The sequence below is a fragment of the Paenibacillus sp. JNU01 genome (assembly GCF_059130585.1).
The window spans coordinates 773,989-791,031 of record NZ_CP169723.1 but is presented as its reverse complement, the minus strand read 5'-3'; the positions used below and the strand labels follow the sequence as shown (position 1 = coordinate 791,031).

The 17,043-nt window shown below is 49.9% G+C and carries 10 protein-coding genes; 2 read left to right on the top strand and 8 right to left on the bottom strand.

What is annotated here, in order from left to right:
* Positions 1–32: 32 nt before the first annotated feature.
* The 7 genes from NLBNIHML_RS03185 to NLBNIHML_RS03155 all read right to left on the bottom strand — a co-directional run bounded on the left by NLBNIHML_RS03185 (position 33) and on the right by NLBNIHML_RS03155 (position 11,950).
* Positions 33–3,083, bottom strand: a complete 3,051-nt coding sequence (locus tag NLBNIHML_RS03185; RefSeq protein ID WP_494353756.1) for a family 78 glycoside hydrolase catalytic domain — start codon at positions 3,081–3,083, stop codon at positions 33–35.
* A 105-nt stretch (positions 3,084–3,188) separates the two neighbouring features.
* A complete protein-coding gene (locus NLBNIHML_RS03180) occupies positions 3,189–4,937 on the bottom strand; it encodes an extracellular solute-binding protein (protein WP_494353755.1) in 1,749 nt (582 codons plus the stop codon).
* Between the two features lie 78 nt (positions 4,938–5,015).
* Positions 5,016–5,936 carry a carbohydrate ABC transporter permease gene (locus tag NLBNIHML_RS03175; RefSeq protein WP_494353754.1) on the bottom strand — a complete coding sequence of 307 codons (921 nt, stop codon included), beginning with the start codon at positions 5,934–5,936 and terminating at the stop codon, positions 5,016–5,018.
* A 25-nt stretch (positions 5,937–5,961) separates the two neighbouring features.
* On the bottom strand, positions 5,962–6,903 hold the full coding sequence (locus tag NLBNIHML_RS03170) for an ABC transporter permease (RefSeq protein WP_253436441.1): 942 nt from the start codon (positions 6,901–6,903) through the stop codon (positions 5,962–5,964).
* Between the two features lie 254 nt (positions 6,904–7,157).
* Positions 7,158–8,978 carry a cache domain-containing sensor histidine kinase gene (locus NLBNIHML_RS03165; protein ID WP_494353753.1) on the bottom strand — a complete coding sequence of 607 codons (1,821 nt, stop codon included), beginning with the start codon at positions 8,976–8,978 and terminating at the stop codon, positions 7,158–7,160.
* Positions 8,979–8,983: 5 nt separating this feature from the next.
* Positions 8,984–10,594: a response regulator gene (locus tag NLBNIHML_RS03160; protein WP_339255462.1), complete on the bottom strand. Its 1,611-nt coding sequence runs from the start codon at positions 10,592–10,594 to the stop codon at positions 8,984–8,986.
* 3 nt (positions 10,595–10,597) lie between these two features.
* Positions 10,598–11,950 carry a glycoside hydrolase family 140 protein gene (locus tag NLBNIHML_RS03155; RefSeq protein WP_494353752.1) on the bottom strand — a complete coding sequence of 451 codons (1,353 nt, stop codon included), beginning with the start codon at positions 11,948–11,950 and terminating at the stop codon, positions 10,598–10,600.
* 312 nt (positions 11,951–12,262) lie between these two features.
* Between NLBNIHML_RS03155 and NLBNIHML_RS03150 the strand changes: the two genes are divergently transcribed.
* Both NLBNIHML_RS03150 and NLBNIHML_RS03145 read left to right on the top strand, forming a co-directional pair.
* On the top strand, positions 12,263–15,865 hold the full coding sequence (locus NLBNIHML_RS03150; RefSeq protein ID WP_494353751.1) for a chitobiase/beta-hexosaminidase C-terminal domain-containing protein: 3,603 nt from the start codon (positions 12,263–12,265) through the stop codon (positions 15,863–15,865).
* A gap of 229 nt (positions 15,866–16,094) precedes the next feature.
* Positions 16,095–16,529 (top strand): Rrf2 family transcriptional regulator, encoded by a 435-nt coding sequence (locus tag NLBNIHML_RS03145; protein WP_479491866.1) that lies wholly within the window; start codon positions 16,095–16,097, stop codon positions 16,527–16,529.
* Positions 16,530–16,583: 54 nt separating this feature from the next.
* Here NLBNIHML_RS03145 and NLBNIHML_RS03140 read toward each other — a convergent pair whose 3' ends face one another.
* On the bottom strand, positions 16,584–16,946 hold the full coding sequence (locus NLBNIHML_RS03140) for a VOC family protein (protein WP_339233879.1): 363 nt from the start codon (positions 16,944–16,946) through the stop codon (positions 16,584–16,586).
* Positions 16,947–17,043: the final 97 nt, after the last annotated feature.

The following is a 17,043-nucleotide window of genomic DNA, read 5'->3' as shown; positions in this document are numbered from 1 at the left end:
CATTCTTGATCAGTTTCGCTTTGCATGTGCACTCATAATGTCCTGTGTACCAGTACTGGTCGGTATCCTTCAGGTGCTTCCATCACAATTGCAATTTCTTTCGGAGCACATACCTCCAAATGAAACGTGGACTCGCTACCTTCCTCTTCCCGAATCTCCCATTTCACGTCGATCCTTCCGTTGCCAGGCAGAGGTACAGCTCCTTTCGCCCATTGCAGATTGCAAGGCTGGGGGGCAACCTTAACTTGTGTCCAACCGTCTGCAATCGGGCGAACCCCGAGCACGGATGTTCCCAAAAAGTAACCTGGTGCTGCCGACCAGGCGTGGCAATGACTGCGTGTCAGGTATTTCGGATGGGGCCGATTCTCGGCAAATCCCGGATACATCTCCCAGCAAGTGGTCGCCTCATGTTTCACCATTTCCCCAAACTTCTCTCTCATGTCCCGGAGCATTAGATCCGTCTTGCCGTGCATCACCAGCGCTTCATAATAGAAAAACGTCATGAACGGACTGCCTATGGCTACAAAATCTTCAGGTGGCGATGTTAAATATGCGTTGAGCTTCTCCTTTCGCTCATCAACTGCAATGCCGGTAACCAGCGCCATGACCTGCGTCTGCATACTATAGGTGCTGGAAAGAGAGCCATCGGCATGAATGCAGTCCATATAAGCCTGCCGATCCTCACTCCATAGATGATTGTTTATGGCGCGGGTTACTCTTTCCGATGCGGAACAGTAGTAAGGGCTGTCTTCTGCGCAACCTGCCAATTCGGCCAGTTGGGCCGCATCTGCCAACGTGCGCGCAAATATCGCATTTTGATGGGTGACCGTTCCGTCGTTCGGCTGCTCCAATGGTGCCCAGTCCAACAGATTCCAGGCTTCAATGAACAATAGTCCTCTGGCATCGATATGTGAGATATAGTGATCAAGCGTGAACTTTACCTTTGGCCAGATTTTCGCTGCAAAGTCCCTGCTTCCAGTATGTCGGACATATTCAAGGCAAGCGGTGACCCAGAAAAACGTCCAGTTTGGAATCACGCTACTCCAGCCGCTAGGTACCTGATTCACATAGAGCGGCGTTTGCCGGCTTGATCCCGGAACAAGCTGCAGACCATGTTGTACGATATCTGTTGCACCGAATAGATAGTAGTTCACGAGTGCTTCATTACGGCTGTCGCCAACCCAAAATACCTGTTCATACGTGGGACAATCCACAAATGTATCTTCCATGCACAGTAAGGTAGTATGCTTGCTGATCTCCCAAATGTCATTCAGGATCGCGTCCGAACTATGGAATCGGCCGATCTCTGTCACCGGATAGTTGCTTTGCACAAGGCTAATGCCGAACAGCCGTACTGGTCTCGTATTTCCGTGTATGGTAAGCATGAGATAACGAAGTCCGCGCCGAATCGGCGATTCGTAGCGTTGTCTGCCTTCGCGGCATACGTAGCGAAGCGTATTATCCACACCAAAGGTATCCTGTCGCCAGTCACCGTCCATATACTCGAAGCCATACGCGTCGATGACGGTGCCTTCCCCCGCATCGACCTCGAATCGCAGATAGCCCGACCATTCGCGGCCAAAGTCTAGAATCAGCTCCGTGCTCCTTCCGCCAGAGCTTGTCGGCACGATTGCCGGCTGCCGATTGGCGACGCATATCTGCTGCAAGTCCGCAGGAACGGGACGCGCCTGCTCCTGTATCTTCCAGATGCTGGACGCAAAGATTGAAGCTTCCGAGCTAAGCCTCTCGGGGAATGGCTTCATCCAGCCGCGGAATGGAACAAGCTCAGGGGTGGCAGCCAAGCTGCGGCATCGCAGATATACCTCGGCATCCGGAAATGCCTTTTCGTCCAGAGGTAGATTTCCGCCAAAGCCCTGATATGCACGGATGGGATCGCGATCCGGCTGGTGGTCGATATGCACGAGGGTGGCAAACGGACCAATCAGGACAAACGGTGTGTTGCCTATTGGCGCATCATCGAATGGCGATACAACCGTAAACGGAACATCGCAGTCGATTCCAAAGTGCAGTCCTCCGCCATGATCCTGCCCTGCCAGCTCGATCAGCAGCAGATTCTCTCCCTGCCGCAACCTAACTCGCTGAAGCCTGCGCGGCCGTTCTCCCTCCATATCTGATGCAGGGTAATATGAGCCGTTAAGCGTGATGCCGCGCAGAGCATGGAACGCGCTGAAAAATCCGACAACTGCTTCGGCTTCGCCACTTGCCCGAATGACCGCTGCGACATAACCGGCAAAGGATACCGGATTGGCGTGCATCCGACTTGTCGGCTCCATCGCTTCGCGTACATCGAGCACATGCGTCCAGGACACAAGAGTTGCTTCTTTCAATGATTCCACTCGGACAGGCCATACTTCTTGCTCCGTCAGTTCCGGAATATCACTTGCGACCAAGCATTCCCATGGCGCATCGCCAGGCGTGCCAATGATGCGGGCAGGAGTCCAGATTCCTTGCTCTTCGAGCGTCAAGGTGTCAACTTCTTGCCAACGATCATTCCAGCAGCGAGCATCCATCTGTTCGGCAAAGCCAAGCTGACAGGACATGCGTGCCGCCCTTCGTTCATATCCATCATGCAGAGCGGTCTGCCAGGATGCATCCGTACCCACGATGAGTTCTTTTCTCAGGTAACTCCCATCAGCCTCATAGCGAACGGACTCCAGTTGAGCGAGAAGCCCGCCCCTTCCCGGCAAATACGCAAACGTAGCTACACCATAGCTGATAACAAGTACAGCCAGCGTATTATGACCGGAATGCAGCAGATGGCCCACTTCATGCACGTGATAGTTAAGTTCAAAAGGCCAAGAGCGATTGGGTCCTCTTCCGCACAGCACTCCGTTGACATATAACACATATCGGGCATCTGCTGTAATGGTTACCTCAGCGCTTCCATGGTCCCCATGATGCCATTCGAATTCCCGGCGAAAACAACGCCATTCGTTGCGCGGCCAGTCCTCGCCTTCTCCCCAGATCCATGAGGCATGCCACGTGAATGCTTCCGTCTGAACAGCGTTCTCTTTCCGTTCCGTCGGCAGATCCCTCCCGCCAGTCGATAAAATATGCTCCACGGCTGTATCAACTCCCGTTTGACTGAATGTTTTAAAAGAAAAGGAGCTAAAACTTCACAGCTTTAGCTCCTCTTCGTGACGCTTGTCGTTACGAGCGAAGTCGTATTACAGCCCGTGAGCTTGACGAAGCCGCTGCACTTCGGCGTTATACCAAGCGGTAAACTCATCTGCTCCTGCTTTTTTGAATGCCGCAAGTGCAGCCTGTTTATTTGCTTCGAATGCCTGTTCATCCTTGGAAAGAATCACTTTGGCCGCTTCGCGCGCTGCCAGTTCTTTAAGTTCTGCTTCCTGTTTCTTCAATTTGTCGTCCAAGGTTACGCCTGGAACGGTGTTCCGCTGTACGATCTCCTCGTCCGTCATGCCGTCCATCCAGGTGGTGAACGTATTTAGTTTGCCTTGATCGATCCAATTTTTGAATACTTCTCCCGAGTAAGAAGCGCCATAGTGTTCTGCAAAATCTTTCTCAAGCGGGGTGGCCGCTTTGGACAGCGCCTCCTCCGAGGTAAAGAGGTCGATTGGCATCTTGTCATCAGGATTGACCATGTCGCCGCCCAGACCGATGATGTTGCGATCCAGTGAAAGTCCAGTTGCTTCGTATGGAGCTCCGCCTGCTGCTTTCAATGCGAGTGTTTCGTCCGTAAGTGTCGGTTTGCCGTCTACCATCTTCCAGTGCGTTCCTTCTACGCCGTTATACATGGTGCGTGCACCTTCATAGGAGTATATATAATTGAGGAATTCCATCGCTTTTTCAGGATGTTTGGATGTTTTGGATATGCTGTAGGCTTTATCCTGCCATCCGAGCGGATTGACTGCACCCGTCCAGGCCAGTTTGCCGGCAGGTACAACGAGATAACCTTTGCCATCCTTGGCATGCTGTGCATTGAAATCCCCCATCGCCCAGGTGGCGGGGCCAACAACGATCTGTCCTGCAGTTGCCTTAGCCATGTAGTCATTGTTCTTCATCGTCAGGGAATCCGGATCGAGCAATCCTCTGCGTTGAGCCTTGTTATAAAAGTTAAGTGCAGTCCAGAAGTTGGAGGATTCGTCGGTCAAGTTGCTGATGAAATCGCTACCGCCAACTTTGGCTGCAGTCAGGTCGCTTGTCGTGCCTACATTCTCGGTAAAGATAATTGGCGGAATCGTATAAGGCCATAATCCCCAATCTTGCCACATGGACACGCCGTACACTTTTTTGCCGTCTTCGGTCTGCGGGTGCTTTTCCACAATTTTTCCTACAACGTCCAGCAAGTCATCCATTGTGGCCATTTCCGGGGTGCCGATCTCCTTATACCAGTCCCAACGAATCGTCGGGCCTATGGTAATTGGCGCAATGGAAGTGCCCGGTTTGGATTGCACTTGGGGAGGCAGGAAATACAGGTTTCCGGTGCCGTTGCTCCAGTTCTTTTTGCTGTATTCGACCACAGTACCGATGTTCGCCGTGATGTCTTTGCCGGATGTAGCGAGCAGATCGTCGAGCGGAACGATTAGATCCCCTTCAATTAACTGTTTTTGATATTTGTTCACGTCTGTACGTACCAGGTCGGGCAGATCGCCGCCAGCAAGCAATACATTGAATTTGTTTTCATCTGCTTCAACGTATTCAATTTTGACACCGATCTTCTCGGCAATAGCCTTGGCCACTTCGTTGTTCTGCTGCGTATTCCACTTGGAGCCGGTTTCCATGATGAGCACTCGCAGCGTCACGAGGTCTTTGTCCGAGCCGGTATCTGACGAACCGGTTTCCCCCGTGCTGGTCTGGCCCGTTCCCGAGCCGCTGCCCGTACAAGCTGCCAGCAGCAACGATGTCATCATGAGCAGTGCAATTACTTGGCGGAACGACTTTTTAGTTCTCATGTCATAACCCTCCTGTTTCTTCTTCTATAATTATCGGCGATTGCCGGATAATCCGGTGTGATTGCACCTTTTACAGTCTTAACCCTTGACGGCTCCCATCATGATGCCTTTGACAAAATACCGCTGCAGCATCGGATACACCAGGACAATCGGCAGCGTGACAAGCATCGTAATGGTCATGCGAATGGACTGCGGTGTGAGCGTCCGGACAACATCGCCGCGGGTCAACTCATCTGTCGTCATGTTGGACAGGTTACTGGACTGGTTCAGGAAGTTGTAGAGTACCAGTTGCAACGTTTGCAGCTTCGGATTTTCCACCAGGAAAAAGTTGTCGAACCAGGTATTCCACTGACCTACGGCGGAGAATACGGCAATGGTGGCGATAATCGGCATCGACAGCGGGAAAATAATGCTGCGATAGATCCGGAAGTACCCGGCCCCATCGATCTTGGCCGATTCCTCCAGGGATGCGGGTAGCTGTTCGATGAACGTTTTGATCAAGATGATGTTAAAGCCCGACATCGCGCTTGGAATGATGTACAGCAGGAAATTATTCTGCAATCCATACGTTTTCATCGTCAGATACCATGGGATAAAGCCTGCATTGAAGTACATGGTGATCAGTACAAAACGGTAAATGATTTTGCGGAATGGCATCTCTTCTTTGGTAATGAGATAAGCAAAGAAGGAACAGCTGAACACCGTAATTAACGTTCCGAGCACGGTCCGGGAGACACTGACAATGGCAGCGTCCATGATGCCCGGCAATTTCACCGTCGCTTGGTATGCTTCAAGGGAGAAGCCGGCTGGCCAGAAATATACCCCTTTCTGAACCTCGATGGGATCGCTGATTGAATAGATGAAGATATAATAGAACGGATAGATGGTGATGATGACAATCAAGGACAGCACGATGTAATTAAAAAGGGTGAACGTAAGGTCTTTCCAATCGGTATGGCGGACGGGACGAAGCGTCTGTCCTGCGGGTTGTGTGCGCATGTTTGTTTTGCTCCTTTCCCTGGGGTCAGACGATGCCTTGACCGCGAACTTTCTTGGATAGAATGTTGACGCTGAAGAGCAGCAGAACGCTAATTACCGTTTTGAAAATGCCCACAGCCGTCGAGTACGAATAGTCACCTGTCACCAATCCGAGCCGATACACGTAGAGGTCAAGCACTTCGATCCGGTCTGCAATCATGACGTTGCTGAATACGAGATATTGCTCAAACCCTGCGGACAGCAGGTTGCTGACAGAGAGCAGCAAAAGCACAATGAAGGTCGGCATGATGCTCGGTAGCGTAATGTGCCAGATCGTACGCATGCGCCCGGCGCCATCCACCTTGGCTGCATCATACTGTTCGCTGTCGATGCCAACGATGGCAGCTAGATAGATGATGGCGCTCCATCCTGCGGACTTCCACAGCAACAGCAAGGTTTGCACCGTCCATACCCGGTCATAGTTACCAAGAATATCCACGGGTGGACTGCCGATCCCCGTTTTCATCATGATGGAATTGACGGCTCCCTCCGTACTGAACATGCTGAATGCGAGGGAAAATACGATGATCCAGCTAATATAATTCGGTAGTGTAGAGACGGTCTGCACCAGCCTTTTGAACCAGCCGGAGCGGACTTCCGAGATCAGTATGGCAAGCAGCATCGGTACGGGAGCGGTTGCAATGGACAACAAGCTTAGTGCCAGCGTGTTCGCCAGCACGGGTCCCATCCGTGGATCATCCAGCATGTTGCGGAAATTTTCCAGCCCCAGAAAAGGGGTTTGTTGAAGTGGGATGCCTGGTTTGTAATCAAAGAATGCGTAGATCCATCCGAATAAAGGTACGTAGCTGAAGGCCAGCGTAAACAGTACAAATGGTGTGGCCAGAAGCAGGAGGTGTATGCCGTCCTTGCGATTCAGCTTGCCGGTCCTTTGGGTTACGGCTCTGTTCAGGGTCTTGGTACGTTGCATATGAATTTCTCCTTTGTACGTGTGCTTTCGTATTGGCTTATTCATATGATAACGCTTTCTTGATGGTCCTTGAATGAAAGATCTCCTGATTTGCTTGAAAAAAACAAAGCTGCCCTCCGAGCCGACTTGAACAATTTTGAGACTCCGCTTGAACGAATAAGCAGTGCTCCAATATGCAAAAAACGCCCTCATGTGCTGCCTTTCGGCGAAGCTCACGAGAGCATGGATCATTCGAAGCCGCAGCTCCTCTTCTATCATCGATGTACAGGCAAGGTAACGATGGCCTCTGCGCCCTGATCGGCCGGAACGAAATGAATGCCGAAGTCCGGTCCATAATACAAACGAATCCGTTTATTGACGTTATTCAGTCCGATTCCGCTCCCGCCAACAGTGGATTTGGGCGATTCTCCCTTAGCCAGCTTTTCGTTTAACTTTAAGATGCTCTCTGCATCCATTCCGACGCCGGAATCGGTGACCCTCAGCATCAGACGTTCCTGGTTGACTGAGGCCGTAATTCCAATCTGAATGGCAAAATCTTCACTCTGTCTGCCGGAAGCAATGGAATTTTCCAGCAGCGGTTGCAGGATAAAACGTGGCACCTGACAATCCATCCACTCTTCATCCACGTCCATTGTAAATGTAATATTATTGTTGAATCGCATATTAATGATCTTCAGATAATTGTCCAGATACGACAGTTCGTCCCGCAGAGAACACATGGAGTCTTTGCTGGAGAATACGGGGCGCAATATATTGCCCAGTGCTACAATCGTATTTACGATGTTGTCCGCCTTCACAATGACAGCCATCCAGCGGATCATGTTCAAGGTGTTATACAGAAAATGCGGATTAATCTGATACTGCAATGCCTCCAGTTCCAGCTCCCTCTTTTTCTCCTGAATCTCATTGTTTTTGTCCACCAGTTCTACCATGCTGAGCGACATCTCATTAAAGCGGCGAATGACCGTGCCCAGCTCATTATTCGGAACGTGATCGACGGTAACCCCGAGTTCACCGCGGCTCATGTCTTTCATTTTGCTAGACAATTGGTTGAGGGGTTTAATGATTTTGCGAAGCCAGAAATAGGAGGCTATGAATATCGCAAGCACACTAATCGTGAACACGAGTACAAGCATTCGTTGAACGCCCAGAATCTGGTCTGCGTACTGACTGAGCGGAATTTCTTTCAGCAGGTACCACCCGCCGTCATGAAGTTTGTAATATACAACCTGCATGCTGCGTCCGGCCTTTTCGTCATCCAGGCTTCCGTAATCTCCGTCCGTCAGCTCCGCTCCCGGTGTGAAGTGGCTCTGTGTACCGACCCGATCCGCTTCACTGGCCGAAATGATTGTTCCCTCAGCGCTGGCGATATACATGTCGCCTTCTTCACTGTTCAGCGCCGTAGCGTAGATGGATGATAGATACCGTTCATCGATATTAAAAATCAAGGTGGCGCTTGTGGTTGGATCATAGATGGCACGCGTGCCACGCATCAGGCTGATCAGGTAACCATCGTCTTCTCCGGTCAGATACGGATTGTAGAATGATTTTTTGATCCCGGAATGCATAACCAGATGAGGGTACTGTTCGAGCGTTTGACGGAAGGGCTCGGAAGTAAAGAAGCTCTGCTGCCATGCGACCCGATCGTAAACGAGCGTCCGCTTCTGACTACCTCCTACTGCCCCGAGATTATCCGCCGTAATATAAATTGAGTCAATATAGTTGTAGTTGTCGATGAAATCGGCAATGACCCGCTGCACGTCGTTTTTCGATTCGAGAAATTCCTCTTCCGTTTTCTCCGAAATTTTGTACAAAAACTGCTGAATGTGATCATCCCGCAGAAAAAGCATGGATAGGCGATCGATCTCTTTCACCAGGCCGCCTATGTTATGGTCAAGCTGTTGGAATTGCTGGTAGAGCAACCGTTCGTTCTGGATTTTGATCATGTTCTGCATAAAGGAATAAATAAAATAAGAAGCCCCCGCCAGTACGGCGAGGCTGATGACCATAATATACAGAATAAGCTGTGTTCGGAGCTGTCTGGAGACAAACAGGGATTTGACGGATGTTCTCATTCATGTCACCCTCTGTCTTTGAGCGTCGTTTGGCGCCGATATTCGTTCGGATTAAGACCCGTGATTCTTTTGAATACCTTGCTAAAATACGTATACTCGGGCGAAAAGCCGACCAGAGCCGGCACATCGGAAGAGCGCAGTTGATTTTGGGCAAGCAGGTCCTTGGCGCGTTCAATCCGATAACGGTTCACATAATCAATATAAGTGATCTGCAGCTCTCTCCGGAACAGGTTGCTGAGATACCCCATGCTAAGACCTACATGGTCTGCAACCATCTGGAGGCTGATGTTTTCGGTATAATGACGTTTGATATACTCAATGGCGCGGGTAATCTCATCACTCATTTGTAAGCGCTTGCGAATTAAATCAACCAAGGTGTCAATATAGATAACGACCTGGTCAAGCATATCCGGCATCGTGTCACAGATTTCCAACTGTTCGGTCATGCTAAGCAGCAGCGTTTTTTCATTGTTATGATCATATACATTCGTATTAATCCATTGCACAAACTGGTAAATCGTGATCTCCATTGATTTTCGCTCTTCGTTCATGCCGCGTTCAATCTCATCCAGGAATTCGTCATATTCTTTCTGTTTGAGCGAAGGAAGCAATTCCCGAAGAGGTGTATGGCTTCGAAGCCGTTCAAGTCGTTCAAGCACGCCCGAATGGTCTGCACGCCCTATTCCTTGATGATGTTGTCCGGGGCCGGTGATGAATTTACGCTGCAATGCGCGTTGTGCCTCGGCATATTGTCTCGGCAGCGAGTCATATCCCCCGTTGATGCTGCTGATCCCGAACGAAACAGTACTGTTGAAATAATGACGGATCGTATCCTGAACATGTTCGAGCAACTGCCGAAGTTCCTGCACGATGGATTGTTCGGACAGTATATCGGCATAATGCAATACAAGCGCGTAATGCCGATCGTTGATCTGAACCGCCTCTCCCCGTTTATAACCGGACATAATCTCGCTTAAAATGTTTAACAGCGACATCTTGACCAAGTGGCCGTGTTCATCCCGAAAACGTTCCTTGAGCGAGGCATATCGATCCACTTCCATTACGCACACGACGAGACGAACGGGCGAAAGGCGTAGACCGCTCTCCGAGACGAATCTGGCGAATTCCTGCGTTGAGAAGATGCGATAGAACATAAAATCTTTAAACATCTTTTCCTTCACAAGCTCCATATCCGGAGACGCCGTCCCTGTCTTTTGCGATTGGGGTGGGATATGCTGCTGATCCAGCTCTTCCCTGACCCCTGTTAGTACCTGCTCAATCTCTTCTTCGGTCATGGTTAGTTTAAGAATATAACTGGACACATCCAGTGTCAGTGCTTTGCGAGCCAATTCAAATTCTTCCAGACATGACAGCACAATGACGCGTGTATGTTTGTCTTGCTTGCGGATGTTGGAGATCAGCTCCATTCCATCCATTCTGGGCATACTGATATCGGTAATGACCACGTCGGGTTTCTCGCGCTCATAATAATCCCATGCGGCCAGGCCATCCGGGAAATCGGCCGTAACCTCCAAGCCGAATTTACTCCATTCGACGGAATTTTTCAGTCCGATGCGAACGAGCATTTCATCCTCTACGATCATCACCTTATACATGCATTAGACCCCCTTCAAAATCAAAATCCAGTCATTCCCTCTTCCGCTGGTTGGGGCTGCAAAACGTTTAATGCCTTGATTCGGTATTGTAGAATCTGAATCTGAAGAAACCTTGGTTGTATCTCCTGTTCTGGGGCAAAACCACATGGCATTTGTTTTCTTGCCCTCAATATACCCCATGACGACATCGACGTACAAGCCATTGGCTAGATAAATGTAAGCGTTATATTTACTCTGCGCAGCTACGGCATGATTTGCGCCTGCACGGTTCTGATGAATCAGATTCGAATTGGGTCTCCAATCCGGGCCCAGCTCCCCTTCGAGTAATGCACGCGCATGGCGCATCTGCTCCGCACCAGGACGATGCAGTGCTTCCCGCCAGGACATAATGAAATAATCCCCTTGGCTGTTCGATTCAATGAGATCATGCGGACCTTGGTACATTGACCATATGGAATGGTGTCCATACGTATGACCCAGCGCACCGGCAAATAAAGCGTAATACGCAGCTTTCCTCACATCTGCTGCATCGAAATAACCTTGTTCACCCCGGAAGCCGACAGGGATATCCTCGTAACATGGCTCGGCATCAAGCGTGGGTTTCGCCGGCTTACGTTCATAATCTTGCTGCACACGTCTATCATTGGTAATCTCCCGCTCCCCGTGTCCGGATTGAATCATGTTGAAATCAAGCCACGGCTCATCATGCAGTTGGCGAGAAGATGACTCGCATCCCGGTGGATGGAACGTCATTAGTTGCCGGGCACCGCCTTGTTTCAGCCCCTGTGCCATGGACGTGACAATGTCGAAATGACGCTTCGTCTCCAGAGGACGGTCTCCCCCCAGTACCCAGATAATCTGAGGATATTCAGCGTATCGCTCTCCCAGCCATTTTCCGTAATCAAAGGCCGTTTCCGGTGAAAATACTTCTGGGCCTTTCCCCCACTTCCTGTTGAACTTGTCACCCCAAGTCGGGAGCAGTGCAACATACAGACCCAGATTGCCTGCAAGTTGAAGCATAGCGTCTACATGATCCCAATAGGAATAAGGTCCATCGGTATCCGGACGGATTGGTTCAGGTTGACCGTTCTCGTCCATATGAAAAGGCAGTCTGCCTTGAGCATTGCCCGTTGTGGTACCGCTGAACTCGGCCAGCAGCACCGTTTGAATGACCGTGAAACGCTGGTTGGCCCTTGTACGAAGGTACAGTTCAGTCTCTTCCCGGTTCAAACGATGCAGAAGTTCCCAAGCCGTGTCACCAAGCCAGAAAAAAGGGACTCCTTCCGACGTTTCCAGATAGCGACCGGTGTCGGAAACCTGAAGCGCAGTGATGGTAGAGTATGGATTAGTTGACATGTTATTGGACCCTCCCTATTTTTACAGTTCCATGGGCATTGCTATGACGATCATTTTCATGTTTCTGACGAAACACTCTCTAATAAAAGCATAAAATGCACATTTGTATTCGTAAAGGGCCTTTACCAAGCAGAATCGTTCAACCCGGCTTCGTTTTGTTCAACCTCAGCCGTTATTTTTTCAACTGTATCCATGGATAATTCAAATCTTACTTATATTGTAAACGCTATCATTTTAAGTGCCGCAAGTCGACTGTCTTAAACCACCTCATGGAGTAGCCCTTGCGGTAAACCATGAAAAAGGAGAGCTGAAATGAAAAGTAGATCCGGTCGTTTAGCTTCACAATGGGCAATTCCGTTCCTTATATCCACCATGCTCGCTTCGTTTGTTCCCGCTCCTTCCCTCATTTATGCGGATCAGAACGAGAGCCAGAATCTGAACCGTACCAGCCACACAATTACGATGGATACGAGTGATGTGATTCAGGATGATTTTCTCGGCGTCGGCGTCAACACCATTCCTACGGCCCTCATGCCCGGGCAAACTCAATACGGCTATTCGGAAGCCCACTGGGAGGTAGACAACAAGCGAATTCAGACCATTCAGCCCAAGGTGGCCAGAGTGTGGTTTCAGATCGACTGGATGGAACCCGCGAAAGGAACCTATACATGGGACAGTGCCAAAATGAAAGCTTTCTACAAATATCTCGACGCCTTCAAGGCTGCCGGAACCGAAATTGAGCTAAACTTTGGTTGGAAAGTCGGATCGACTGTGCATGACTGGTTCACAATACCGGGCATTGATCCATGGACGAGTGCGCCAGCTGATTTGGATGCTTATGCCGCTTCTGCCTCTGCCCTGCTGGAGGAATTGATACTGAACCGCGGTTACGACAACGTGAAATATCTGACGTTTTATAACGAACCGAACGGCAGTTGGGACTTTGAGGCTCCCGGTGACCAGAAAGCCTATTATGCCGAAATGGTGAATAAAACGAGTGCCAGGCTGACTGTGGATGGTCTGCGCGATCTGATCGAAATCTGGGGTCCTGAAGAGACGGGCGCTCCGGCCTGGATTGAGTACATGAAGCAATATGCGGATGACGCCATCGATGGATACAGCTTCCATGTATATGGAGAATCGTATGAAGGGCTCGGCAACGCCTTTGCGCTGCGGAAAGGGTATGTTGGCGACAAGCCGCTCCACCTGACCGAATTCGGCTGGGCAGATGATCAGGCGAGCAATTGGGATGCGGGATATGCGAACTCGGTCATCCAAACCGCCAATATGGGTGTGAAATCAGCCCTCATGTGGCAGTTAAACGGGGTTTGGACCAATGATCCTACCGGCGGAACGAACGGCACATATACGATGTGGGATGCGCTTGTTCTGGGGCTGACCCCTCGCAAAACATTTTATATCGCAGGCATGCTGAACCGTTATATTCCCGAGCATAGCGAGGTTCTGGCTGTGGACACGGGCGGTTCGAACGATGTACGCGCTGCGGCGTTCAGAGGCGACGACGGCAATTATACCGTGCTTGTGGAGACCAAAGCCGGCACGGAAAAAGAAATCAAGCTGAATTTTGGCGATACTGCGGTGAATCAAACGTTCCGCAAATTTGTATACAACAACGATATTGTTCAAGAAGCCAACGCGGTTCTTCCTCCGGTTGCAGCAACTTTTCCAGGAGGGAATTCGTTGACAGACACCAACGTGGATGGAGATTACAATGTGATCATCTACACGACCCGACCAGCCGAGACCCAGGTCAAGCTGGATGAAGTTAATCCTACGGTTCGCTCAGGTGACTCCATCACGCTTGGGGCAGAAGTAATTGATAATACCGGAAGTGTGACTTGGAGCGTGGTCGGACAGAACAACGGCACCATTAACAGCAGCAGCGGCGTATATCAGGCACCTCAGGTGACGGATGAAACGTTGATTGCCGTTCGTGCAACCAGCACGGCCGATCCATCGGCGTATGGTGTCGCCCTCGTACGCGTCCTGCCTTCTTCACAGGCGGGTAAAGTTGAAGTTCCAACATTCAGTCTGGATCGGCATATATTCCCTAGCTCCGAAGTGCTCTATCTGGAGACAACGACGAGCGGAGCGCAAATACGGTACACGACAGACGGCAGCGAGCCTACAGCCCAGTCTTCCCTGTATGTCAGACCGATTGTTCTGAACGAAGGTTCGCTTGCACACTACAAAGCCAAAGCATTCAAAAATGGGTTGCAACCATCCGGCACGGTGTCCTCCCTGTATCAGATTGGACAAATCAGCAGCGCTCCGGACGGGTATAAGCTGTGCATGATCGAAAACGGCGGAGAGTGTTATTTTCAGGGGAAAGCGGTTGTCGCATACGGTGCAGACGGATTATTTAATTATTCCATTCAGGAAAACGGCGTTGCCTGTACAAGTGCCATGCTGGGCGATCCGATTCCGGGTGTAGACAAGCGATGCTTTGTTAACCTCGAAATACCGGATGAGCTTCCTGTGGTCACGTTCTTCAACGCTGGTTTTGAAAAACCGGCTACCACATCGGCCAGACCGGGACCCATGACCAACGGATGGGTGTTCGACAGCCGCTCCGGCGTACAGCATAACAACGGTCCATTCCAGGCTACTGCTGCGCCTCAAGGTGTACAGACAGGTTATCTGAAAACGGATGGCGGCGTCTCCGGCACGATAAGACAGTCGATCCATTTCAAGCCGGGAACATACCAAATGTCGTTCAAGGCGGCCAAACGCACCAGCTTTGGCGGCACGCAGTCCTTTGACATCTATTTCGATGATCAGGTTATTGGCTCGTATCGGCCTGAATCCAGCAACTTCCAAACTTTCCGAACGGAGCCCTTCGAGAGCGCTGGGGGCAAACACACGATCAAGTTTGTAGCCACAACGACGGATGGTGACAATACGGCTTTTATCGATGATGTACGAATTACGTTGCCACAGACTCCGGAAGACCCTTATATCACCAATTCGAGCTTTGAGTCACCTGGAGTTACTGATCCGTCTGGCACGGTGAGCGGCATAACTGCTGGATGGAGCTTCAATGATCAGGCGGGGATATTGCGAAGTGGCAGCAGCATGACTTCTACTCCAGCACCTGCCGGGGTTCAGGCTGCATTTGTTCGAACTCAGGATGGCGTTCATGGTTCATTTCAACAGTCGCTGACGTTTCCAGCAGGCAGCTACGTCATGAACCTGAAAGCTGCCGCTCAGAATGCAGGGCAAGCTCAACCGGTGCAGATTGAAGTGGATGGGCAAACGGTCGCAACGATTACGCCGTCTGGCAGCACCTACGAATCCTTCACTACGGATTGGTTTACCGTTGAACCTGGATCGCATACGATTCTATTTTCCGCAACAGGGACAGGCACAGGTGCAACGTTTATTGATCAGGTTTCCATAGAAAAGGTTGCCGTTCCTGACTATGCCGCTCTGCAACATGGCGGATTCGAAAGTCCAACCGTCACGTCCCAGAACGGAGTAGCTGTGGCAAGCGGTGACGGCTGGAGCTTCAAAAACAATGCAGGCCGCATTCGCAATGGCAGTGTGTTCGGTGCTTCCAACGCGCCTGAAGGCACGCAAGCTGCATACTTGCAGACCCTGAATGGCAAGCAGGGCGAGTTCAGCCAATCGCTGATTTTCCCAGCAGGCCACTACGCCATTCAATTTCAGTCTGCGAAGCGGAGCAGTTTTGGGGGGCAACAGTCCTTTGATGTCTACATGGATGATCAGTTGCTCGGTTCATTTATACCGACAAGCGGTGCTTATGCCGAGTTCACCACGAACTCCTTTCAGCTCAACAAGCCCGGAAAACATCAAATTCGGTTTGTGGCAACTTCGGGAACCGGGGACAACACAGCTTTCGTGGATGATATCGTGATTACTGCTCTTCCATAGAAACATAAGCACCAATTCATTACCTTCCATTAGGATAAGGAAAATCGTAACCACGCGCTCGGTGAGCTGTATCTTAAATTGTTGGAGGCTATCTAACGATTGGAGGTGCAGTTCATAGCGGGTGGTTTTTGACAATTCCTCACATCCACTCTGTTTGCCTGGTGACGAAGCCGTCGATTGACCTGTTCTATGAAAGAAACTATACTATTCAGCAAAGAAGGTGAGTAGATTGAAACAAATAAGTAGTCGCTTTTCGATGGCCGTCCATATTCTTTCCATGATCGCGCTGGACCCGCTTTACAGTACAGGCGATCGAATTGCGCGTAGCATCAATAGTAACCCTGTAGTCATTAGAAGGATCATGGCCCAGCTCAAGAAAGCGGGTTATATCGATACAAAACCAGGAGTTGCAGGGGCCTCTCTTCTGATATCTCCTGAAAAGTTAACGCTACTGGATATCTTCCAAGCAGTCGAATCGGTGGACGGAGACCAGCTTTTCAAAATCCACAAGGATACTGACCCCAATTGTTCTGTAGGAATGAACATTGAATCCATTCTATTACCCCAATTCTCTAATGCCCAGAAGGCTATGGAGGATGAACTCGCTTCTGTTACCCTTGCTCAAATTGTGGAGCAACTACGGATAAAGGCAAATACAAAATAAAGCTGCTCCTCTAATGGAGTAGCTTTATTTTGTATGTATTGATGTTGCACCAATTCAGACAGAAGCTGCCTCAGGCTCAACATATTCAATAAAACTGCCATCTGGATGTTGAACAAAAACGCTTGGACCAATAGGACCATGCTGATCTCTTACGATAAGGGTATTTTGTTTGGTTAATTCTGCCTTTAATTCGTCCATGGAATCGACATACACCACTGCTCGGAGTGATCTAGCAGGTTCCAGCGCCTCAGGACTTCCAGACACAATGACGTAAGGATATACTGTGGCTAAAGATAAGCCTGCCTCGGGAATATTCCACGTACGATCCATAGATCGATTCGCAAGAGATTCATAATATGCAACGGTTACCTCCAATTGCTCGGTAAAAACGGGTATAAAATGATTTATGATTTTCATATGAACCTCCAATTTTGATTTTTTAAATATAACCATAATGGTTATAACTAATTTAGTTATATATAAACATTTTGACTTTGTCAAGCTTTCAAAAAGA

Excerpts from the sequence above, each read along its gene's own strand:
- NLBNIHML_RS03180 (WP_494353755.1), bottom strand. The coding sequence starts at position 4,937 with ATGAGAACTAAAAAGTCGTTCCGCCAAGTAATTGCACTGCTCATGATG.
- NLBNIHML_RS03175 (WP_494353754.1), bottom strand. The coding sequence starts at position 5,936 with ATGCGCACACAACCCGCAGGACAGACGCTTCGTCCCGTCCGCCATACC.
- NLBNIHML_RS03170 (WP_253436441.1), bottom strand. The coding sequence starts at position 6,903 with ATGCAACGTACCAAGACCCTGAACAGAGCCGTAACCCAAAGGACCGGC.
- NLBNIHML_RS03165 (WP_494353753.1), bottom strand. The coding sequence starts at position 8,978 with ATGAGAACATCCGTCAAATCCCTGTTTGTCTCCAGACAGCTCCGAACA.
- NLBNIHML_RS03160 (WP_339255462.1), bottom strand. The coding sequence starts at position 10,594 with ATGTATAAGGTGATGATCGTAGAGGATGAAATGCTCGTTCGCATCGGA.
- NLBNIHML_RS03155 (WP_494353752.1), bottom strand. The coding sequence starts at position 11,950 with ATGTCAACTAATCCATACTCTACCATCACTGCGCTTCAGGTTTCCGAC.
- NLBNIHML_RS03150 (WP_494353751.1), top strand. The coding sequence starts at position 12,263 with ATGAAAAGTAGATCCGGTCGTTTAGCTTCACAATGGGCAATTCCGTTC.
- NLBNIHML_RS03140 (WP_339233879.1), bottom strand. The coding sequence starts at position 16,946 with ATGAAAATCATAAATCATTTTATACCCGTTTTTACCGAGCAATTGGAG.